At 74.2% G+C, this 20,267-nt stretch carries 20 protein-coding genes; 13 read left to right on the plus strand and 7 right to left on the minus strand.

All coding sequences use genetic code 11. The features are described from left to right. Window positions 1–92 precede the first annotated feature (92 nt). A complete protein-coding gene (locus tag IE312_RS06790; RefSeq protein WP_189979279.1) occupies window positions 93–1,520 on the plus strand; it encodes an MFS transporter in 1,428 nt (475 codons plus the stop codon). Between the two features lie 49 nt (window positions 1,521–1,569). Next, entirely contained in the window at window positions 1,570–2,070 is a 501-nt protein-coding gene (locus tag IE312_RS06795; protein WP_189979281.1) for an AAA family ATPase, read from the plus strand. A gap of 18 nt (window positions 2,071–2,088) precedes the next feature. Here IE312_RS06795 and IE312_RS06800 read toward each other — a convergent pair whose 3' ends face one another. The 3 genes from IE312_RS06800 to IE312_RS06810 form a co-directional block, all read right to left on the minus strand. Beyond that, window positions 2,089–3,333: an extracellular solute-binding protein gene (locus tag IE312_RS06800; RefSeq protein ID WP_189979283.1), complete on the minus strand. Its 1,245-nt coding sequence runs from the start codon at window positions 3,331–3,333 to the stop codon at window positions 2,089–2,091. A 253-nt stretch (window positions 3,334–3,586) separates the two neighbouring features. Then, window positions 3,587–6,328, minus strand: coding sequence for an ATP-binding protein (locus IE312_RS06805; protein ID WP_189979286.1), 2,742 nt, complete (start codon window positions 6,326–6,328; stop codon window positions 3,587–3,589). Between the two features lie 104 nt (window positions 6,329–6,432). Continuing rightward, window positions 6,433–7,428, minus strand: a complete 996-nt coding sequence (locus tag IE312_RS06810) for an AraC-like ligand-binding domain-containing protein (protein WP_189979288.1) — start codon at window positions 7,426–7,428, stop codon at window positions 6,433–6,435. A 173-nt stretch (window positions 7,429–7,601) separates the two neighbouring features. Between IE312_RS06810 and IE312_RS06815 the strand changes: the two genes are divergently transcribed. The 5 genes from IE312_RS06815 to IE312_RS06835 all read left to right on the plus strand — a co-directional run bounded on the left by IE312_RS06815 (window position 7,602) and on the right by IE312_RS06835 (window position 10,471). Continuing rightward, window positions 7,602–7,859, plus strand: a complete 258-nt coding sequence (locus tag IE312_RS06815; RefSeq protein ID WP_189979289.1) for a DUF6400 family protein — start codon at window positions 7,602–7,604, stop codon at window positions 7,857–7,859. Continuing rightward, complete coding sequence (locus IE312_RS06820) at window positions 7,846–8,103, plus strand: hypothetical protein (protein WP_189979290.1); 258 nt, start codon at window positions 7,846–7,848, stop codon at window positions 8,101–8,103. Before IE312_RS06815 ends, IE312_RS06820 begins: the two co-directional genes overlap by 14 nt. A gap of 154 nt (window positions 8,104–8,257) precedes the next feature. Then, window positions 8,258–8,803, plus strand: a complete 546-nt coding sequence (locus tag IE312_RS06825; RefSeq protein ID WP_189979291.1) for a hypothetical protein — start codon at window positions 8,258–8,260, stop codon at window positions 8,801–8,803. A 319-nt stretch (window positions 8,804–9,122) separates the two neighbouring features. Continuing rightward, window positions 9,123–10,112 (plus strand): pirin family protein, encoded by a 990-nt coding sequence (locus tag IE312_RS06830; RefSeq protein WP_189979292.1) that lies wholly within the window; start codon window positions 9,123–9,125, stop codon window positions 10,110–10,112. A gap of 20 nt (window positions 10,113–10,132) precedes the next feature. Continuing rightward, window positions 10,133–10,471: a GNAT family N-acetyltransferase gene (locus tag IE312_RS06835; protein WP_189979294.1), complete on the plus strand. Its 339-nt coding sequence runs from the start codon at window positions 10,133–10,135 to the stop codon at window positions 10,469–10,471. 26 nt (window positions 10,472–10,497) lie between these two features. On the opposite strand, the gene IE312_RS06840 is transcribed toward IE312_RS06835, so the two are convergent. Beyond that, complete coding sequence (locus tag IE312_RS06840) at window positions 10,498–11,034, minus strand: cysteine hydrolase family protein (RefSeq protein WP_189979296.1); 537 nt, start codon at window positions 11,032–11,034, stop codon at window positions 10,498–10,500. A 72-nt stretch (window positions 11,035–11,106) separates the two neighbouring features. Further along, a complete protein-coding gene (locus IE312_RS06845; protein ID WP_189979298.1) occupies window positions 11,107–11,580 on the minus strand; it encodes a GNAT family N-acetyltransferase in 474 nt (157 codons plus the stop codon). A gap of 314 nt (window positions 11,581–11,894) precedes the next feature. Here IE312_RS06845 and IE312_RS06850 point away from each other — a divergent pair, with 314 nt between their 5' ends. The 5 genes from IE312_RS06850 (at window position 11,895) to IE312_RS06870 (ending at window position 16,842) form a co-directional block, all read left to right on the plus strand. Further along, window positions 11,895–12,866 (plus strand): alpha/beta hydrolase, encoded by a 972-nt coding sequence (locus IE312_RS06850; protein ID WP_189979300.1) that lies wholly within the window; start codon window positions 11,895–11,897, stop codon window positions 12,864–12,866. Window positions 12,867–12,886: 20 nt separating this feature from the next. Beyond that, on the plus strand, window positions 12,887–13,606 hold the full coding sequence (locus IE312_RS06855; RefSeq protein WP_189979302.1) for an alpha/beta fold hydrolase: 720 nt from the start codon (window positions 12,887–12,889) through the stop codon (window positions 13,604–13,606). A gap of 151 nt (window positions 13,607–13,757) precedes the next feature. Next, complete coding sequence (locus tag IE312_RS06860) at window positions 13,758–14,366, plus strand: hypothetical protein (RefSeq protein WP_189979304.1); 609 nt, start codon at window positions 13,758–13,760, stop codon at window positions 14,364–14,366. A 110-nt stretch (window positions 14,367–14,476) separates the two neighbouring features. Continuing rightward, window positions 14,477–15,604, plus strand: coding sequence for a PLP-dependent cysteine synthase family protein (locus IE312_RS06865; RefSeq protein ID WP_189979305.1), 1,128 nt, complete (start codon window positions 14,477–14,479; stop codon window positions 15,602–15,604). Next, a complete protein-coding gene (locus tag IE312_RS06870; RefSeq protein WP_229899212.1) occupies window positions 15,601–16,842 on the plus strand; it encodes an MFS transporter in 1,242 nt (413 codons plus the stop codon). Before IE312_RS06865 ends, IE312_RS06870 begins: the two co-directional genes overlap by 4 nt. Window positions 16,843–16,955: 113 nt before the next feature. On the opposite strand, the gene IE312_RS06875 is transcribed toward IE312_RS06870, so the two are convergent. After that, the gene (locus IE312_RS06875) at window positions 16,956–18,101 is read right to left on the minus strand and encodes a chitinase (RefSeq protein WP_189979763.1); all 1,146 of its coding nucleotides are present in this window, start codon (window positions 18,099–18,101) and stop codon (window positions 16,956–16,958) included. Window positions 18,102–18,169: 68 nt separating this feature from the next. Further along, window positions 18,170–18,655, minus strand: a complete 486-nt coding sequence (locus IE312_RS06880) for a septal ring lytic transglycosylase RlpA family protein (RefSeq protein WP_189979306.1) — start codon at window positions 18,653–18,655, stop codon at window positions 18,170–18,172. 387 nt (window positions 18,656–19,042) lie between these two features. Here IE312_RS06880 and IE312_RS06885 point away from each other — a divergent pair, with 387 nt between their 5' ends. Beyond that, window positions 19,043–20,260, plus strand: a complete 1,218-nt coding sequence (locus IE312_RS06885; protein WP_189979307.1) for an alginate lyase family protein — start codon at window positions 19,043–19,045, stop codon at window positions 20,258–20,260. Window positions 20,261–20,267: the final 7 nt, after the last annotated feature.

The raw sequence follows: 20,267 nt of genomic DNA on the forward strand, positions 1-20,267 counted from the left end.
TTTGCCGTCCCGGCAAAGACGCTGGCCGGCCGCGGCCGTCCTGTCCGAGCCTGGCCCGGTACACGACCGCGTACCGGAGAGGCGGACCATCCGTGCCGACCACGCCCCTTGACCGACCCCCCGCGCCGAGCAGACGCAGACGCTGGACGGTGCTGGCCGTCTGCTGTCTCAGCATGTTCCTGGTCGGCCTGGACACCACCATCGTGAACGTCGGCCTGCCCGCCGTCGGGCGCGGCCTGGACGTGGGGACCCGCGGCCTCGAATGGACGGTGGACGCCTACACCATCGTCCTGGCGGGCCTGTTGGTCTCCTCCGGCGCGCTGGCGGACCGCTTCGGGCGGCGGCGGGTGTTCCAGTGGGGACTGACCGTCTTCGGAGCCGCCTCGCTGGCCTGCGCGCTGGCACCGTCGGCGGGGGCGCTGGTCGCGGCCCGCGCCGTGCAGGGCATCGGCGCCTCCATGCTCAGCCCCGTCGCCCTCGCGATCGTGGTGAACGTGATGCCGGACCCGCGGGAGCGGGCGCGGGCGATCGGCGTGTGGGCCTCGGTGTTCGGGCTCAGCATGGCGGTGGGCCCGGTCACCGGCGGCGCCCTCGTCGCGGGCCTCGGCTGGCGGTCGCTGTTCTGGATCAACGCCCCGGTCATCGTGGCCGCCCTCGTGCTGAGCGCGCTGTTCGTGCCCGAGTCCCGGGCCGGGCAGGTACGGCGGCTCGACGTTCCGGGGCAGCTGCTGCTGACCGTGACGATCGGGGTGTGGGTCGGCGTCCTCATCGAAGGGCCGCGCGTCGGCTGGACGTCACCGGCGGCACTGGCCGCCTGCGCGGTCGCCGTCGCGGCCACGGCCGGGTTCGTCCGGCTGGAGCTGCGCCGGGACGAACCGCTGGTGGACCCCCGGCTCTTCCGCGGCCCGGTGTTCACCGGTGCGGTGCTGGGTGCCGTGGCCGTGTTCGTCGCCCTGAACGCGGCACTGCTGCTCAACACCCTCTACCTGCAGCACACCCGGGGCTTCAGCCCCCTGGCCGCCGGGACGGCGACCCTGCCGATGGCGGTCGGTGCGACCGCCTGCGCCCCGTGGTCCGGCCGCCTGGTCGGCCGTACGGGCCCCCGGCTGCCGCTGTGCCTGGCGGGCGGTCTCCTCACCGCGGGCGGGCTGTGCCTGGCCGGGCTCGACCGGGACACCGGCCTCTGGGTGCTGCTGTTCGCCTACCTGCTCATCGGGGCGGGGTTCGGCTTCGCCAACGCGCCGATCACCCACACCGCGGTCGGCGGGCTGCCGCCGGCCCGGGCCGGCGTCGCGGGCGCGATCACCTCCACCGCGCGCCAGGTGGGCGCCGCCCTCGGGATCGCCCTCGCCGGCGGCCTGGTCGCGGACACGGATCCGGCCGGGCTCGCCCGCGCCTCCCGGCCCGGCTGGCTCCTGGTGGCCGGCTGCGGACTCGTCGTCCTCCTCGTGGCCCGTACGGCGGGGCGCGCGCCGCGGACCCGGGCCCCCGGTACGGCGTCCGTGGCGCGGGCACGCTGAGCACCCGGCGGTGGGCGCCGGGCCGCCGGGCCGTGACATCGTGGCGGGTATGGCGACGCGACCGGACGTGGCGGTACTGGTCGGGCTGCAGGCCTCCGGGAAGACCTCTTTCTTCACGCAGTGCCTGTCCGACCGCTACGAGCCGGTCGGCAAGGACCTGTTCCCGCGTGGTGCCCGCAACAAGCAGCGCCGGCAGATGCGGTTGCTGGCGGAGCACCTGGCGGCCGGCCGGTCCGTGGCCGTGGACAACACCAACCCGTCGCCGCGGGAGTGGGAGCCGCTGGTGGAGGCTGCCCACGCCCGGGGCGCGACCGCGACGGCCTACTGGTTCCCGCCCGACGCGGCGGGCTCCCTCCGGCGCAACGCCCGGCGTGCGGGCCGCGACCGGGTTCCCGACGTGGGTGTGCTGGCCACCCTCAAGCGGCTGCGCGCACCGACGGCGGCGGACGGGTTCGACGCGGTGTACGAGGTCGGGTTCGACGGCCGGGGCGGATTCGAGGTACGGCCCCGGGCCCCGGCCGAGGAGACCGGCGGTACGGCCGCCGGGTGAGGCGCCGGCGCAGCCCGGTCAGGGCTCCGTCGCGGTCCGCTGCGCTTCCCCGAGTGCTTCCCGTGGTGTGCGCTCACCCGACAGCGCGGCCTGCACCGCGGTGTGGATCGCGGTCGCCGCCCGGGGCCACCGGACACCGAGCCGGCCGGTACGGGCCCGGGCCCGGGCCACGCTCCTGACGAAGGGGGCCATCGACGGGACCTCGCGGGCGTACCGGGAGGCCACCGCCGAGCGGGACGGCACGGTGTGGAACTGCTCGGCCAGGCGCAGCATGTTCCCCGGCTCGTTCAGGCAGGCGAGGACCTGGGCCGCCTTGCGCTGCCGGGCCCCGGACATGTTCTGCGGGACGGTCCACACCTCGCCGCCGAGCGGGGTGACGAGGGTCTGCCCGGGCACGCGCACGGGCAGCGGGGCCACGCCCCAGTGCAGGTCCCGGACCTTGTTCAGCTCGGAGATCCGCCAGGGGCCGTTGACCATCATCGCCGCCTGGCCGGCCGCGAACCGGTCGTGCACGTCGGCCTGCGTCCAGTTCAGCACCGACCTCGACATGGAGCCGCTCTCGACCAGGTCGGCCCAGAGCTGGAGGGCCTGCGCGGCCCGTGGGGTGTCCAGCCGTGTCTCGTCGCCGCCGTTGGACCACAGGAAGGGCAGGAACTGCCAGGTGCCCTCGAAGGTGGCGTTCGCGTCCACCGCCATGCCGTAGCGCCCCGGACGGGTCAGCTCGGCCGCGGCCGTCTTCAGCTGGTCCCAGGTCCTGGGTACGGCGACACCGGCCCGCGCGAGCATGTCCTTGTTGTAGAACAGCGCGACCGTGCTCACCGTGGGCGCGAGTCCGTACACCTTCCCCTGGTAGGTGCCCGCGGACAGGATGCCCGCGGCGTAGCCGCCGGAGTCGACGCCGTACCGGTCCAGCGGGGTCAGCGCGCCGGTCTGCGCGACCTGCTGCAGGTCCGGGTTGTCGAGCATCAGCAGGTCGGGCAGGGTCCGCGAGGACGCCTGGCGCAGCACGCGCGGGACGAGCGAGGCGCCCGGCACGCTTTGGTGCTCGACGGTGACGCCGGCGGACTTGCCGCAGGCGGTGAGCCGTTCGCCCCACTGGGCGTGCTCGGCGGCATCGGTGTAGTAGTCGAGGGCCGTGATGGACGTGACCCGGCCGGACGCCGAGCCCGTTCCGCCGCCGCACCCGGCGGCGGCCAGGACCAGGGCGACGGAGCCGGCCAGGGCGGTGAGCCGCCGCGCCGCCGGTACGGCCGCTGAGCGCATGGGGTGCCTTCCGAGCAAGATCCGGTGCCGCAGCGAAGGTGCGGGTGAGGTGGTCCATACCGGCACGATCCGGTCCGGCCAGGGATGCTACCGCACCCGGCCGACCAGATGATCATCCAGTCGGACAGCCACTTCCGCGGCCCTGCCGGTCATCGCCGCCACGGCCGCGGGGCGGGGCATCGGCGGCCCGAGCCGTCGGTCCCGGCGCCGCGCCCGGGGGAGCACCGCCGTCGCGGACCGCACGATCCCGCGCTCAGTCCCCGGGCAGCGCCCTGACCAGATTGGCCAGCTGCACCCGGGAGTTGACCGACAACTTGCGGAAAGCGGAGGTCAGATGCGTGTTGACGGTGTGCGGGGACACGACGAGCACCTCCGCGGCCGTACGGTTGCTGTGGCCCTCGGCGACCAGGCGCGCCACCTTCTTCTCCGAGGCCGTCAGCGCTTCCCAGCCCTGCACGGGGCGCCCGCTCGCCGCCCGCTGACTCCCGGCGCCCGCGCCCCGCAACTCGCGCTGCAGGCGCGCGGCCACGGCGTGCGCGCCCGACGCGGCGAACGCCGCCCGGGCCCGGGTCAGGGCGGCCACCGCCTCGGGCCTCCGTCCCGCCGCCAGCAGCGCCCGCCCGAGGTCGGCCCGGGCCGCGGCCCGCACCAGCGGGCGCGGGCTTCGCCGGAGCAGGGCGACGGAGCGTTCCAGCAGGGCCGGGTCGTCGAGCACCAGCCCACGGGCACGCACCGCCAGGCCCGTGGCCGTGGGCACCGACGGATTGCGCTCGGCATGGGCCTCCGCCTGCGCGGCCAGGTCCTCGGCGAGTTCCCGGTCGGCGCCCCGCAGGGCCATCCGGACCGCGGAGCCCACCCAGGTGCGCAGCAGCCGCCAGCGCAGGAAGGGACCTTCTTCCTGCACCCGGCGGATCCGGTCGACGGCGAGCCGCACGTCCCCGTCGGCCTCGGCGTGGACCGCCTCCAGGAACCGCACCGCGGCCGTGTTGCCCGGGTTCGGCTTGGCCGCGAGCCTTCCGCGCGCCTCGGCCAGGTGTTCCCGCGCCGCCTCCCGGTCACCGCGCAGCAGGGCGATCCGGGAACGGATCACCCGGCCGTTCACCTGCTGCACGTGCGCCTGCACGGCGTCCTCCAGGCGCTCCATCGTCACGAAGTCGGCCTCGGCGTCGTCCAGCCTGCCCAGCTCCAGATGCTGCCGGCCCTGCGCCCACAGCAGCATCGCCTCCCGCATCCCGCCGGCCTCGGCCGCCTTCGACAGCAGCCGTTCACCGGTCTCGAAGTCGTCCACGTGCTGGTGGGCGACGATCTCCTCGGGGACGTAGGCCGGGTCCACGGCGCAGAGGGCGGAGAACCGCTCCCGCGCGAGGGTGTTCTCGCCCGCGTTCAGCGCGGTCTCACCGAGCGCGAACAACGCCTGCACCCGGGCCTCCCGGTCACCGATCGCCACGGCCGCCCGCAGCGCCTCCTCGCCGGCCGCCCGCGCCGGGCCCAGGTCGTGCGCCCGGGACATGGCCAGGGCGCGCAGCGCGGCCAGCCGCGCGCCCACCTCCGGCGCGGCGCCCCCGACCGCGAGGGCCGCCTCGGTCCGGCGGCGCAGCTCGTCGGCGAGGACGAGGTTCCACAGCGCGCCGCCGAGGGCGGCGTGCAGCCGGCCGGAGACCTCCACGGGCGGCCGGCAGGCCAGCAGCCGGTCACCGGTCGACAACGCCTCCCGGCCGCGGCCGGCCCGGGTCAGACAGACGATCGCGTGCTCGCCCGCGGCGAACCACGACGGCCGCGCGGCCGGCACCAGCTCCAACGCGCGGGTCACCAGGTCGGCCGCGAGCCCCGGGGTGACCGGCAGCACGTCGTCAGCGGCCCGCCGCAGCAGCGCCACCGCCTCCTCGTCCCCGGGCCGGGCACCCCGCAGGACGTGGGACACCACGTCGATCGGCCGGTGGCCCCCGGCGACGAGCCGGGCCGCGGCCTCCCGGTGCAGCGCCTTGCGGGCCGACGGCGGGACATCCACGTACACCGCCTGGCGCAGCAGGTCGTGCCGGAAGACCAACTGGTCGCCGTCGTCGTCCAGCAGCCCCGCGCGCACCGCCTCCTCGAGCGCCGGGATCAGCTCGACCGGCGGCCGGCCGCAGAGCGCGGCGGCGTCCTGGAAGGCGAAGCCGCGCCCCAGCACCGCCCCCCTCTGCAGGAAGCGAAGCGTGTCGGGGTGCAGTGAGTTCAGCCGGCCGCGCACCCCCACCACCAGCCCCTTGGGCACCGGCTCACCCGAGCCCTCGGCGGACCGCAGCCCGGCGAGCATCTCCACGGCCAGGAACGGGTTCCCGCCGGCCCCTTCGAGCAGACCGCGTACCCGTGCGTCGACGCAGCCGCCCAGGACGTCACCGGCCAGCCGGCCGATGGCGGCGCCGGACAGCGGGCCCAACGACAGGGTGTGCACGGGGAGTTCGTCCAGCGCCGCCGCGACGATCCGCGCCGCCGGCCCGTCGGTGCCGCGCCGCTCGGACAGCAGCCACAGCACCGGGGAGGTCCGCAGCCGCCTCGGCAGCTGCTTGAGCGCGAACCGGCTGAGCGGGTCGGCCCACTGCACGTCGTCCAGGGCGAGCAGCACCGGCGTGCCGCCGGCCCGCTCCTCGATCACCTCCGCCAGGCGTTCCACCAGCCGGATGCGCTGATCGTGCCGGCGCGCCAGATCGACCAGGGCGTCGCCGGACAGCAGCGGCCGGTCGCCGTGCAGCATGCAGGTCGCCAGCGAGGACAGCGGCACCAGGTGGTGCAGCTCGTCGGCCTTGCCGAGACCGACGGAGAATCCCTCCGCCGCGGCGCCGGCGACTGCTTCCGTCACGAGTGTCGTCTTGCCGATGCCCGCTTCGCCGCGGACCAGGACCAGGGCGCCGCTCCCCGTGCGCGCCACCGAGCCGATCACGGCCCGCAGCTCCGCCAGCTCGGTCTCCCGGCCGCGCAGACCGCTGCGGGACAGCGGTCCGCCTGCCCCCGCCACTCGGGCCCTCCCTGTTCCCCGGCGCCGACCGTACCGGCGCCCCGGGGCCCACTATCGCAAGAATCGCAGCTCAGCGCCCAAACGGAGGGTGCGGCGAACCCGGCTCAAGCCGCGCGGCGCCGGGCGGAGCCGCGCCACTCGGCGGGCGAGACGCCGTAGGCCGCCCGGAACACCCGGCTGAAGTGGGAGGCGCTGGTGAAGCCCCAGCGGTGCGCCACCGCGGCGATGGTCAGGTGCGCCACCTCCCGGCGGGCCAGGTCGTCCCGGCACCGCTCCAGCCGGCGCTGCTGGATCCACCGGCTGACGGTGATGTCCTCCAGCTCGAACAGCTTGTGCAGGTAGCGCACCGAGATGTGGTGGGCCCGGGCTATGGACTGCGGTGTCAGCTCGGGGTGCGCGAGGTGCCGGTCGATGTACGCCCGGATCCGCACCAGCGACAGCCGGGCCGCGTCCGCCGTGTCCCCGCCCGCCCTGCCGAGCCGCTCCTCGGCCAGCGTCTGCACCAGGTCGACCACGGTGCGGGCGACCAGCTCGCCGGTCCGCTGCGGATACGTTTCCGCGGTGTCCACGAGCCGGGACAGCAGTGGCGTCAGCAATCCGCCGAGCGCCGAGTCGGCGCCCAGGGGGGACGCCGTGATCCGCTGCAGGTCCGCTTCGCTCAGGCCCAGCACCCGGCGCGGCAGCACCAGGGACTTGGTGAGGAAGCGCTCGGGGAGCGTCAGCCGGACCGGCCGGGACATGTCGTAGACGAAGAGCTGCCCGGGCCGGAGGCAGGCCTCACGGCCGTCCTGCTCGATCCGGGCCGCCCCCCGGCTCAACAGCTTCACCACCACGTAGTCGTCGTCGCTGCCCGCGGCGAGCCGCCGGGTGCGCACGGCCCGCATCGGGTCGCCGTCCACGACGACGGCCTGCACCTGGCCCAGCGGCGACGTACGGAGCGTGCCGCGCTCGACCTCGTCGGGCACGCCCATGTCCACGGCGCCGAACGTCCGGGACAGGGCCTCGCGCCAGTACGCCCGGCGCCGTGGGGCGGGGACCGTCTCGGTGGTGTACAGGGTGCCCGGGGTCCCGGGATCCGTCTTCGTGGCCTGCGGCGCCATGATCTCCGCCCTTCCGCACGTGCGCTTGCCGGACCGACCCTGCCAGCGCGGCACGGCCGGCACATCACGTGAATGCGTGAGACCAGGGGTACGGGGGAGAGGGCGCCAGGGCCGGGTGTGAGGTGTCCCACGGACCCTTGGCGTGGCCGGGAACGCTGCCTAAGTTCGGACACATGTCCACCCAAGACACCCCACTTCCCCCCGAGCCGGTCGACTTCTCCCTGGACCTCACCGGCCACGAGATGACCCGGCGCACCCACGTCATGGCCGCGCTCGGCAGCGACTGGGACCCCGTCGAGGCGCTCCGTGGCGAGGAGGAGGCGTACGACATGCTGTACTCCGGCCTCGACGCGGAGCAGCAGCGGCTGTACGACACCCTCGTCGAGGCGGGGGTCCTGCCGCGGCGCGGGAGCGGCCGTGCTGCCGCTTGACCCGCAGGCGGACATCGGGCGCCGCGCCTGGGTGACCTGCCCGAACTGTGAGGACCACCTCGCGTGCGCCACCTGCCGGGAGGGCCGCAGATGCACGGACCACTGGCGCTACCTGCTCTCCCACACCGGCAGCCTGCTCCACCTGCAGTGCCCCTCCTGCACCCACGTCTGGGACCACGAGACGGGCTTCGGCGCGACCCGTACCCGGTGGACCCGCCCGGCCGGCGGCCGTCGGCCCGAGTGACACCCCGGGGGAAGTGACATGTGCGCCGAGGCGCCGGCATGAGGGACACCCGCGTGTGCGCGCCGTCCGCCGTGGTGCGGCCGTGTGCGTGTGCCGGGACCGACGTGCCGGTGCGGTGATTGCGTCCGCGCGGCGCGCTGGCCACCGTGGACGGGTGATTCTCGTTCCGGGCGGACTGTGGCAGCGGGGGGCGGTCGGCCGGGGTGTGGCCGCCGGTCTCGCCGCCGGTGTCTTCTCCGGTGCGTTCGTCCTCCTGGAATCCGGGGCATGGGCGGGCGCCCTGGCCGCATTCGTGGTGCTGAGCCTGCTCTACGGGATCCGCGTGGCGCGGCGCATGCACCGGCTCTGGCCCGAGGCCGGGGAGCTGGGCCGGGCCGACCGGGCGGCGGTGGTCCGCGCCACCCGGCGCGGCGAGCCCGTCGCCGATCCCGCCCTGGCCCCCTCGGTCGTGGCGTACGCCGCCGCGCTGCGGCGGGCGGCGGAGGAGGACCGGCTGCGCCGCTGGGTCGTGCTGCTGGTCACCCTGTGCGCGATCGCCCTCGCCGGATACGACACCCTGGCCGGGACCGGCGGCGAGATGACCTCCTCCTGGCTGGTGGTCGCCCTCTGTCTGGCCGACCTCGTGTGGTGGCCCCGCCGACGCGAGCGCCTCCTCGCCCGGGCCGACCGGGCGGTGGCGTCGACCCGCGGACTCGGCTGAGCGGGACGGGCTCCGACCGTGCGGACTCCGACCGTGCGGACTCCGGCCGGACGGACTTCGGCCGGACGGACTCCGGCCGGACGGACTCCGAGACCGACAGGGCGTCGGTGCCGTCGTCACCCGGCTCGGCGGCGCGCACGCACGGGGTGCATCGCCGGCCCACGGTGACGCGGACGTTCGTCCTGCATACGATCGGATTCCGCGGCTTGCCGGTGCGTGCACAGGTCGTAGCCCGAGAGCGCACCGGCATGGCGCCCGGGCCCTTCGGCCGCATGATGGTTGAATGTAGAACAACGAGCGGATCGAGAGGTGGTCCACGATGAGCAACGCCGAGCCGGAGCCCGTCGAAGTACGCTGCGGCACGGAGGCGGCGCAGCAGCCGGCGACCGCCCCGCCCCGGGTCGAGGTGCTGACCCCGCGCGACGTGCCCCTCGGCGGCCCCCGGGCGATGACCGTGCGCCGCACGCTGCCCCAGCGCGCCCGGACCCTGATCGGCGCCTGGTGCTTCGCCGACCACTACGGACCCGACGACGTCGCCGCGACCGGCGGCATGGACGTCGCCCCGCACCCGCACACCGGGCTGCAGACCGTGAGCTGGCTCTTCAGCGGCGAGATCGAGCACCGCGACAGCCTCGGCAGCCACGCCTTCGTACGGCCCGGCGAACTGAACCTCATGACCGGCGGGTACGGCATCAGCCACTCCGAGGTCTCCACCCCGCGGACCACCGTCCTGCACGGCGTCCAGCTGTGGGTGGCCCTGCCGGAGGAGCACCGGGCCGCGCCGCGGGACTTCCAGCACCACGTGCCCGAGCCGGTGCGGGCCGAGGGCGCCGAGATCCGGGTGTTCCTCGGGTCGCTCGCCGGGACCGCCTCCCCGGTGCCGACCTTCACGCCCCTGCTCGGGGCCGAGATCGTCCTCCAGCCGCACGCGGCCCTCACCCTCGCCGTCGACCCCGGCTTCGAGCACGGCCTGCTCGTCGACCGGGGCGCCGTCCGCCTCGCGGACGTCCACCTGAAACCCGCCGAGCTGGGCTACGTCCACCCCGGCCCCGGCACGCTGTCCCTCACCAACGAGTCGGACGACACCGCGCGAGTGGTGCTCCTCGGCGGCACGCCCTTCGAGGAGGAGATCGTCATGTGGTGGAATTTCATCGGCCGCGGCCACGAGGACATCGTCAGGGCCCGCGAGGACTGGCAGAACGCTTCCGACCGCTTCGGCGCGGTCGAGGGCTATCCCGGAGACCGTCTTCCCGCGCCCGTCCTGCCGAACGCGACCATGACGCCCCGCAGGAACCCACCGCGTCGCTGACGCCTCCCGAAAGGCACCCGATGAGCCAGTCTTCCCCCGTTCCCGTCGTCGAGCGCGTGGACGCCAGGAACCGCTACGAGATACTGGTCGACGGCGAGCGCGCCGGACTGACCGCCTACCGCGACCGCGGTGAGCAGCGCGTCTTCTACCACACCGAGATCGACGACGCCTTCGCCGGGCAGGGCCTCGCCTCCCGGCTGGTGCAGGAGGCGCTCACGGACGTACGCGACTCAGGGAAGCGGATCGTGCCCGTCTGCCCGTACGTGGCCAAGTTCCTCCAGCGGCACGAGGAGTTCGCCGACCTGGTCGACGCCGTGACGCCCGACGTCCTGCGGTGGCTGGACTCCCGACTGGGCTGACCCGAGGACGCCCGGCCGGGAGCCGGTCACTTCCACACGTCCCGACTGGTGCAGACGTGAGCGCCCATGTTCCGCTCCATCATCCGCAGGGCGGCCCGGGCGAGATCTTCGTGCATGTGCGCCACGGCATCCTCGGGAACGGTCACCTCGAAGTGACGGATGTGGGCGTCCAGAGCCGAGTAGAGCACGCACTGCTCGGTCACCTGCCCGGTGAGTACCAGCCGGTCGATGTCCTGTTGCCGCAGGAGGTACTCCAAAGGGGTCTCGAAGAACACGGAGTGGCGGGCCTTCACCACGAAGAGGGAGTCCCGGTCGGGCTTCAGGGGCTCCACCAGACGGGCGTGCGGTCCGCTCAGGGCCTGGTCCAGCAACTCGCCGTGGTGTGATCGCCACTCGCCGAAGTTGTCGTTCACATAGATCACCGGTACCGACTGTTCGCGCGCGCGTTCCAGGAGGTCCGCCACGACCGGCACCACCGCCTCGGCCGAGGGGAGCAGCAGGTCGGCGTCCTTGTGGTCGTAGGTGGTGATCATGTCGATGACCAGCAGTGCAGTCTTGCTCACCCCCGCCGGGTTCCCAGATCCGGCGGATTCCCCCCTGCTGCCCGCCTTTCGCGAGTCCGCGCCCTCGGTCGGTCAGGCCCGCGGGACGTCGAGCGGCAGATCCCGGTGGAACACGGCCATGGCCTGGCCGGGACCGTTGTAATCGTCGACGATCTTCGCGTCGAAGCCCAGGCTGCGGTGGAAGGTGACCGAGCCGGTGTTCCCGACCGACGTGATCGCCTTCAGCCTGCGTGCGCCGTGACGTTCCGCCGCTTCGGCGAACGCCGTGTACAGACGACGCCCGAGACCGGTACTCCGGGCATCGTCCCGCGTGGCGATCAGATGGACGTACCCGGTGCCGTCCGGGGTGACGAACCCGAAGACGTAGCCGCGGATCCCGTCCTCGGCCCGAGCGACCAGGCAGGTGGAACCGAACTCCTGCACCAGGGCCAGGAGGTGCAGCGATCGAAGGTCGCGTTCGCCCCAGTAACGGGAGTGATCGGCCAGGACCTGGTGGAAGTCGGCAACCGTGGCCGGTGCGATGTGTGTCCCCATGACACCGATCATGGCAGGCGCCCGGCCGTCACGGATGAACGACCGCTCGGACCGGGCGAGTTGTGGCACCGGCCGCGGAGACGGGCCCGCCCCTGTCCGGACCACCGAAGGCTCGGTGTCGTCGGGACCGGGGGACCGGCAACGCAGTGGCCGCCGTACGGAAAGCCACCGTGCGCTGTGGGGACGTCGGGCGTGCGCTGACGGACAACCAGGGTCCGGACAGCGGTCCTACGGTGACGGTCAGCGGCGCCGGAAAGCCCAGCCCCGCGATCCGGGTCGTGACCGCACCGCCCGGCGTCCCCCTACGTAATGCCCAGGAGATGCACATGTCCGATGCCCTGTCGCCGGCGGAGCCGGTGCTGGAACCCGCGGCGGCCGCGTTCGCGGCGGCGACCGCGAACCCGCCCTACCTGTTCGACCTGCCCCCGGCGGAGGGCCGCAAGGCGGTCGACGAGGTGCAGTCCGGCGAGACCGACAAGCCGGCCGTCGACGAGGAATGGATCACCGTCCCCGGCGGCCCCACCGGCAGCGTCCGCGCCCGGATCGTCAAGCCCGCCGGCACCACCGGAACCCTCCCCGTCATCCTCTACATCCACGGCGCCGGCTGGGTCTTCGGCAACGCCCACACCCACGACCGCCTGGTCCGCGAACTCGCCGTCGGAGCCCGCGCCGCGGTCGTCTTCCCCGAGTACGCCCTGTCTCCCGAGGCCCGTTACCCCGTCGCCATCGAGCAGAACTACACGGTCGCCACGTGGGTGGTGGAACAGGGCGCGGACAAGGGCCTGGACGGCTCCCGACTGGCCGTGGCCGGCGACTCCGTCGGCGGCAACATGACCGCCGCCCTCACCCTGATGGCCAAGGAACGCGGCGGACCCGCACTGGCGCAGCAGGTGCTGTTCTACCCCGTCACCGACGCCGGCTTCGACACCCCGTCCTACCACCAGTTCGCCACCGGCTACTTCCTGCGCCGCGACGGCATGCAGTGGTTCTGGGACCAGTACACCACCGACGCCGCCCAACGCGCCGAGATCACCGCCTCCCCGCTGCGCGCCACCACCGAGCAGCTCACCGGCCTGCCCCCGGCGCTGGTCGTCACCGGCGAGGCCGACGTACTGCGCGACGAGGGCGAGGCCTACGCCAACAAGCTCCGCGCCGCCGGAGTCCCGGTCACCGCGGTCCGTTTCCAGGGCATCATCCACGACTTCGTGATGCTCGACGCCCTGCGCGGCACCCACGCCGCCCAGGCCGCCATCGACCTCGCCGTCCGCACCCTGCACACCGCCCTGCACACCGCCTGACACCGAGGAGAAACACGGACATGACCGCCTCCACCCCCACCGTCGTCCTCGTCCACGGCGCCTTCGCCGACGCCGCCGCCTGGTCCGGGGTCATCGCGGAACTCCAGGCCGACGGCATCCCCGTGATCGCGCCGCCGAACCCGCTGCGCGGCCTGACCGCCGACGCCGCGTACGTCGCCTCGGTCGCCGCCCAGATCGACGGTCCCGTCATCCTGGTCGGGCACTCGTACGGCGGCGCCCTCATCACCGTGGCCGGCACCACGGAGAACGTCGTCGGCCTGGTCTACGTCGCCGCGTACGTCCTCGACGAGGGCGAGAGCCTCGGTGAACTGCAGGGCCGCTTCCCGCTGTCGCCCCTGGTGAGCAGCCTCAAGGAGTGGGCGTACCCCGTCGCCGACGGTGAGCCCGCCGTAGAGGTCACCATCGCCGAGGACGCCTTCCCGTCGGTCTTCGCCGCCGACCTGCCCGCGGAGGTCACCCAGGTTCTCGCCGCGGCGCAACGCCCGCTCGCCACTGCGGCGTTCGAGGAGAAGGCCGCCGCCGCCGCGTGGCGGACCAAGCCGTCCTGGGCGCTCGTGGCCGCCGCCGACAACGCGATCAACCCGGACGTGGAGCGCTTCGGCGCGCAGCGCGCCGGAGCGACGATCACGGAGGTCGAGGGCGCCTCGCACGCCGTGGCCGTCTCCCAGCCGAAGGCCGTCGCCGACCTGATCCGCGAAGCGGTCCGCGCGACGAGCTGACCGGCCACGAACGACCGCGCGGGACGCGTCCCCCGTACAGCCTCCGCGCGGTCTCGCCGGCACCGGCCGCTCGCGGCGCGGGCATCGCCCGAGTGGCGCAGCCGGCCCACGACGATATGACACACCGTCACTGACCCGTTACCGTGGGCATGTGATCAGGTCGTGGAGCAACGGGAGCGGGGGCACGGGGCGTTCCCGTGGCGCCGCCCTTCTCATCGGACTCGCCCTGGTCATCGCCGCGCATCTCACCGGCGCGGTGCACGCCTGCGCCTTCGCCGGCCCGGGCCCGAGTGCCGCGGCGGCGTACGACCCCCGGCCCGTCGCGGGCGGAACCGACGGCACGGATCCGGCCGCGCGGCCTCCCCGGTACCGGCACCGGTACGTGACGGAGGAGGCCGGCGAAAAGGGCCCCACCGTGCGGCCTCCCCAGGGCCGGTACGTGACGGACGGAGCCCGTGGCACGGGCTCCACCGCGCCCCCTTCCCACCGCCGTGCCGCTGCGGCCGACGGCGACGACGCGGCCCCGGCCGGCCCGTTCCCCCGCCACCGGCACACCGCCGACGGGCACGGTGACCACTCGGCGGACCGGCCGCGTGCCGGGCTGGACGACACCGGGCTCGGTGACGAGACGCACCCGCCCCTGCCCGCCGCCGGATTCCGCGGCCGCCTCCCGGGCACCCGCCGGCACCGGCCGCCCGGCGCCCCCCGCCCAGGTGCCAACGGCTCCCCGGTCGTGCTCGGCCGCGTGCTGCGGCAGTAGGCCCGCCCCGTACGCCCCGGCCCCTTCGTGGCCCGGGCGTGCCCGCCGCGCCCCGCCCGCACGCACAGCGCCCGCCGCACCACCGCCGGGCGCGGAGGAGTCCTTCCGCCATGCATCCCTCCCCGTCCGCCCACCTGCCCGAACCCTCCGGGACGCGTACGTCCCGGCTGCTGACCGCCCGGCGCCCCTCCCACCTCGTCGGTGACACACCCGTCCTGTGGGTGGACACCCCGTTCGCCCCGCCCGGCCGCGGCTTCCACGCCAAGCTGGAAGGCGCCAACCCGGGCGGCCTCAAGGACCGGCCCGCCCTGCACATGGTCCGCGAGGCCCGTCGGCGCGGTGACCTCGCGCCGGGCGCACCGGTCGTCGAGTCCTCCAGCGGCACCCTCGGGCTGGGGCTCGCGCTGGCCGGGCTGACGTACGGCCACCCGGTGACCGTCGTGTCGGACCCGGGCATGGAGCCGGCCGTGGCACGCCTGCTCACCGCGCGGGGCGCACGGGTGCTCCAGGTGACCGCGCCGCACCCGGAGGGCGGCTGGCAGGAGGCGCGCCGCGCGCGGGTCGCCGAACTGCTGGCGCGCACGCCGGGCGCGTACTGCCCGGACCAGTACCGCAACCCCGACAACGCCGCTGCCTACCAACCCCTCGCGGCCGAGCTGATCGCCCAGCTCGGCCGGATCGACGTGCTGGTGGCGGCGGTCGGCACGGGCGGGCACTCCGCCGGTCTCTCCGCGGTGCTGCGGGCGGCCTTCCCGCGGCTGACGCTCATCGGGGTGGACTCGGTCGGCTCGGCGATCTTCGGCCAGCCGGCGGCGCCCCGGCTGATGCGCGGCCTGGGCTCCAGTGTCCATCCGGACAACGTCGACTACGCGGCCTTCGCCGAGGTCCACTGGGTGGCCCCGGCCGAGGCGGTGTGGGCCTGCCGCCAACTCGCCCGCCGGCACTACGTCTCCGGCGGCTGGAGCGTGGGGGCGGTGGCGTTGGTGGCCGGGTGGGCGGCGCGGACGTACCCCGCCGGCACCAGGATCGCCGCGGTCTTCCCCGACGGCCCGCACCGCTACCTGACGACGGTCTACGACGACGGCTGGTGCCGTGAGCACGGCCTGCTGGGGCGGACGCCGCCGCCCGGGCCCGACGACATCGCCGAGCCCGACGCCCGCGCGGTGACCCGGTGGACCCGGTGCGCAAGGGTCCGCGATCCCCTCGCGCGCGACCGGGCGAAGGCGGGTGCCCGGTGAAGCGGCTGTGGGCCCGCGCGGGCTCCTTCGGCCGCCCGGCCCGGCTGCTGATGGTGAACCAGTTCGCCATCAACCTGGGCTTCTACATGCTCATGCCCTACCTGGCCGACCACCTGGCCCACGGCCTGGGTCTCGCCGCCTGGGCGGTGGGCCTGGTGCTGGGCGTGCGCAACTTCTCCCAGCAGGGCATGTTCCTGTTCGGCGGCACCCTCGCCGACCGCTACGGCTGCAAGCCGCTGATCCTCACCGGATGCGTCCTGCGTGCGGTCGCCTTCGCGCTGCTGGCGGTGGTCGGTTCCCTCCCCGCTCTGGTGGCCGCGTCCGCGCTGACCGGTCTGGCGGGCGCGCTGTTCAACCCGGCCGTACGGGCGTACCTCGCGGCGGACGCCGGGGAGGAGCGCCGGGTGGCGGCGTTCGCCGCGTTCAACGTCTTCTACCAGGCGGGCGTCCTCGTCGGCCCGCTCGCCGGACTCGCCCTGCTCGCCTGGGACTTCAGCGCGGTCTGCACGGTCGCGGCGGCCGTCTTCGCCGCCCTGGCCGTGCTGCAGTCCCGCGCGCTGCCCGCCCGGCCTCCCGCGGGCCGTGGTGGCGGACCCGCCTGGCGCGCGGTCGCCGCCGACTGGCGCACCGTCGCCGGCAACCGTCCCTTCCTCCTCTTCGCCGCCGCCATGAGCGGTTCCTACGTCCTGGCCTTCCAGGTCTATCTCGCCCTGCCGTTGCACGCCCGCGCCCTGTTCGGCCAGCGGACCGGCGCGGTCACCGGCGCCGTGTTCGCCGCCTCGGCGCTGGCTGCGCTCGCGGGCCAGCTGAAGCTGACGGCATGGGCCCAGCGCACCCTGACCGGGCCGCAGGCCGTCGCCCGCGGACTGGCGGTCATGGGCGCGGCCTTCCTGCCGCTGCTGCCCCGGCCGCAGGGCGCACTCGCCGGGGCGGCCTCCCTGACGCTGTGCGCGGTGCTGCTCGCGTGCGGCGGGGCGCTGCTCTACCCCTTCGAGATGGACACCGTCGTCCGGCTCGCGGGCGACCGGCTCGTCGCCACCTACTACGGCGCCTACAGCACCGCCTCCGGCATCGCCGTCTCCCTGGGCAACCTGGCCGTCGGGGCGCTGTTCGACACCGGGGTGCGCTGGCTGCCGTGGACCGCGCTGGCCGCGACCGGGCTCGGCTGCGCCCTCCTGGTGGCACGGCTGCACCGGGCCGGCCACCTGGCGCCACGGCCGGCCCCGGTGGCCGGATGACCGGCCCGCACCGGCGCACCCCCGCGACCGTCCCTGCCGGGACTTCCGGCGCGCCGCCGCCGTACCGGAGCCGCCGAGCCGGGTGGGCGCGGTGACGCCGGCCGCGTCGCCCGTCAGCAGTACAGGTTGCCGCCCGGGTCGACGCCGAGGATGCGGGCGAAGCGCTGGTAGGCGTCGACGCGGCTCTGCACCTGTGCGGGGTTCTTGCCGTCGCACTCCAGGGAGCCGTTGATGCTGCGTATGGTCTGGCCGAAGCCGGCGCCGCCCACCATGGCGTTGTGCGGAGTCGTGGTGCCGGGTCCGGTCTGGGTGTTCCAGTACCACAGGCCGGTCTTCCAGGCCACGGCGGAGTCGTTCTGCACCAGCCAGGGATTGCCCAGCAGGTCGATGCCGAGGGCGTCGCCGGCGGCCTTGTAGTTGAAGTTCCAGGACAGCTGGAGGGGCCCGCGCCCGTAGTACGCGGCCTGCCCCGCCGGGCAGCCGTACGGCCGGCTCCCGTCGCAGTAGTGCGGATAGTTGGCGGTGTTCTGCTCGACGACGTACACCAGGCCGCCGGTCTCGTGGCTTACGTTGGCCAGGAAGGCCGCGGCCTCCTGCTTCCTCACGGTGTCGCTGCCGGTGTTCGCGAAGGCCGGGTAGGCCCCGAGGGCGGCGGTCAGACCGCCGTAGGTGTAGAACGGGGCGCGGTTCGGGAACATCTGGTTGAACTGCGCCTCGGAGACGACGAACCCGGACGGTGTGGTGCCGCCCCCGCCGCTCGCCGGCGCGTTCCACTTCTGGTTGGCGCCGCCGGAGCAGCTCCAGATCTGCAGCCGGGTGCCGCTGGCGGGGTTGTTGTCCCGTACGTCCAGGCATTTGTTCGCGGCCGGGTTGACGATGTCGTGCGCCGAGGTGACCACCCACTGCTGGTTGGTCCCGCCGGAACAGTCCCACAGTTGCACGGCGGCTCCGTCGGCCGTGCCGCGGTCGACGACGTCCAGGCACTTGCCGAGCGCCCGCAGGGTGCCGTCGCCCGGGTTGGACCACCGCTGGGCCGCGGTGCCGTTGCAGTCGTAGAGCTGTACGGCGGTGCCGTTGGCGCTGCTCGCGCCCGCCACGTCGACGCACTTGCCGGCCAGGCCGGTGATCTGCCCGTCGGCGGCCCGCGCCGGTGTGACGGCGGACAGCACGGTGAGGGACGCGGCGGCGACGGCGGTCAGCAGGCGCCCGCGTCGCGGGCGGCGCAGCGGGGCCGGTCGGGGGTGGGGGTGGTGAGGCATGAAGAGGTCGCTCCAGTTCACGGGGCCGGCGGTGTTCCGGGGGATGGGCACGAGGGGGGCCGCCGGGATCAGCCGAGGACGGTCTGTGTGACGACGATGTGCCCGGCGTCCGGGTCGAGACTGCCGCCGAGCCGGCTGAACGCCCCGTCGGTCACGTCCAGGCACTTGGGCTCCTGCGGGGTCTGCACGAACGTGCCCCGGTCGTTGACGCGGACCACCAGGGTCCGGCCGTTGGCGACGTTGGTCACCTGGATTCGGGTGCCGAACGGCAGTTGGGGCCGACGGCTGAGCGAGGTCGCGGCCGTGTCGGCGTTGTTGTCGAACACTTCGCCGCTCGCCGTCAGCGCACCGGGCGGCTGGGGGCCGTAGTGGGTGGCCCAGCACCGCTCGCCGGCCCGGGCCGCAGGGGCCGTCGGCTTCGGGCCGGCGAGTCCGGTGGGGGAGCCGGCGGCGGCCTGGGCGGGGGACGCGGACAGTGCGGCGGCCGATACGGCGACGGCGGCGGCGAGCACGGTGCGGAACAGGGTCGAGCGCGTGGGGGGTTGAGCGGCCACGGGAGCAGATCACAGCCTTTCGCGGTCGATGAAGGACGGGGCAGGCCTCACCGAGCCGAGCGCTGCGCGCGGAGGGCCCACCCGGCATCCGGGAAGGTAGGTGGTCTGAACCAGTACCGTCAAGAGTCGAACAGGGCGTGCTTATGGGGGGAGTTACAGCCCGGCGCACATGAATTCAAGCCAGGGTGCCGGACCGGCCGCGCGTCGGTGGGTGTTCATCTGTTGATGCCGGTGGCGGAGAGCCGCCGGCGCGGCTCGGCGTCCACCGCGCCGTGGAAAGCCCGCTGCTGCGTGGTCTCTTGACGGCCATGTGGTCCGTACCTATGGTCTCGGTTCAGCTCGCACGTTCAAGAAGCTGCCCCGCGTTCACATATGAGGACGGACCAGATGCAGGACATACCCGCTCCCCGCCGCCGTAAGTCCCCGCGTTCCGCTCTGGCCCTCACGGCGGCGGCCACCCTGCTCACCACCGGCCTGCTCGCCTGGCCCGGCACCGGGCACGCCGCGGCCGCTCCCGCGACCTTCGTCCACCCCGGCGTCACCGTTTCCCGCGCGCAACTCGACTTCGCCCGGGGCAAGGTGCTCGCCGGCGCCCAGCCCTGGAAGAGCGCGTACGACCAGATGACGGCGAGCAAGTACGCGAGCCTCAGCCGCACCGCCAAGCCCCGCGCCGTGGTGGAGTGCGGCTCCTACTCCAACCCCGACCACGGTTGCACGGACGAACGCGAGGACGCCCTCGCGGCCTACACCGACGCGCTCGCCTGGTACATCACCCGTGACGAGCGCTACGCCAAGAAGGCGATCGAGCTGATGGACGCCTGGTCGGCCGTGCTCACGGACCACACCGACAGCAACGCGCCGCTGCAGACCGGCTGGGCGGGGTCCTCCTGGCCGAAGGCCGCCGAGATCATCAAGTACACGTACCCCGGCACCTGGGCCAACTCCGGCCGTTTCGCGTCCATGCTGCGCAACGTCTATCTGCCGGAGATCATCAACGGCTCGAACTCCAACGGCAACTGGGAGCTGTCGATGATGGAGGCGGCCGTCGGCATCTCCGTCTTCCTGGAGGACAAGGCGTCGTACGACACGGCCAAGGCGAAGTTCCGCACCCGCACGGCCGCGTACGTGTACCTCGCCTCCGACGGCGACCTGCCGAAGACGGTACCGGGCCAGAACCTGAACACCCGCGACAAGATCGTCTCCTACTGGCAGGGCCAGTCCACCTTCGTCACCGGCCTCACCCAGGAGACGTGCCGCGACTTCACCCACACCGGCTACGGCATCTCCGCCATCTCGCACGTCGCCGAGACCAGCCGCATCCAGGGCCAGGACCTGTACGGCACCGACGTGGGCGAGCGGCTGCGGCAGGCGCTCGGCTTCCAGTCCACGTACGAACTGGGCGCGGCCGTCCCGAGCTGGCTGTGCGGCGGGTCGGTCAAGCGGGGACTGGGCCCGGTCACCGAGGTCGGCTTCAACGCCCTGCACAACCGCCGGGGCATCGCCATGACCAACACCCAGACCCTGACCGACCGGAACCGCCCGGCGGGCAGCAACAACCTGTTCGTCGCCTGGGAGACGCTCACCCACGGCGACAACCCGAACTGACCTGGTG

The organism is Streptomyces capoamus, assembly GCF_014654935.1.
GTDB classification, from domain to species: domain Bacteria; phylum Actinomycetota; class Actinomycetes; order Streptomycetales; family Streptomycetaceae; genus Streptomyces; species Streptomyces capoamus.

Excerpts from the sequence above, each read along its gene's own strand:
- IE312_RS06875 (WP_189979763.1), bottom strand. The coding sequence starts at position 18,101 with ATGCCTCACCACCCCCACCCCCGACCGGCCCCGCTGCGCCGCCCGCGA.
- IE312_RS06850 (WP_189979300.1), top strand. The coding sequence starts at position 11,895 with ATGTCCGATGCCCTGTCGCCGGCGGAGCCGGTGCTGGAACCCGCGGCG.
- IE312_RS06795 (WP_189979281.1), top strand. The coding sequence starts at position 1,570 with ATGGCGACGCGACCGGACGTGGCGGTACTGGTCGGGCTGCAGGCCTCC.
- IE312_RS06815 (WP_189979289.1), top strand. The coding sequence starts at position 7,602 with ATGTCCACCCAAGACACCCCACTTCCCCCCGAGCCGGTCGACTTCTCC.
- IE312_RS06835 (WP_189979294.1), top strand. The coding sequence starts at position 10,133 with ATGAGCCAGTCTTCCCCCGTTCCCGTCGTCGAGCGCGTGGACGCCAGG.
- IE312_RS06830 (WP_189979292.1), top strand. The coding sequence starts at position 9,123 with ATGAGCAACGCCGAGCCGGAGCCCGTCGAAGTACGCTGCGGCACGGAG.
- IE312_RS06855 (WP_189979302.1), top strand. The coding sequence starts at position 12,887 with ATGACCGCCTCCACCCCCACCGTCGTCCTCGTCCACGGCGCCTTCGCC.
- IE312_RS06845 (WP_189979298.1), bottom strand. The coding sequence starts at position 11,580 with ATGATCGGTGTCATGGGGACACACATCGCACCGGCCACGGTTGCCGAC.
- IE312_RS06865 (WP_189979305.1), top strand. The coding sequence starts at position 14,477 with ATGCATCCCTCCCCGTCCGCCCACCTGCCCGAACCCTCCGGGACGCGT.
- IE312_RS06885 (WP_189979307.1), top strand. The coding sequence starts at position 19,043 with ATGCAGGACATACCCGCTCCCCGCCGCCGTAAGTCCCCGCGTTCCGCT.
- IE312_RS06810 (WP_189979288.1), bottom strand. The coding sequence starts at position 7,428 with ATGGCGCCGCAGGCCACGAAGACGGATCCCGGGACCCCGGGCACCCTG.
- IE312_RS06800 (WP_189979283.1), bottom strand. The coding sequence starts at position 3,333 with ATGCGCTCAGCGGCCGTACCGGCGGCGCGGCGGCTCACCGCCCTGGCC.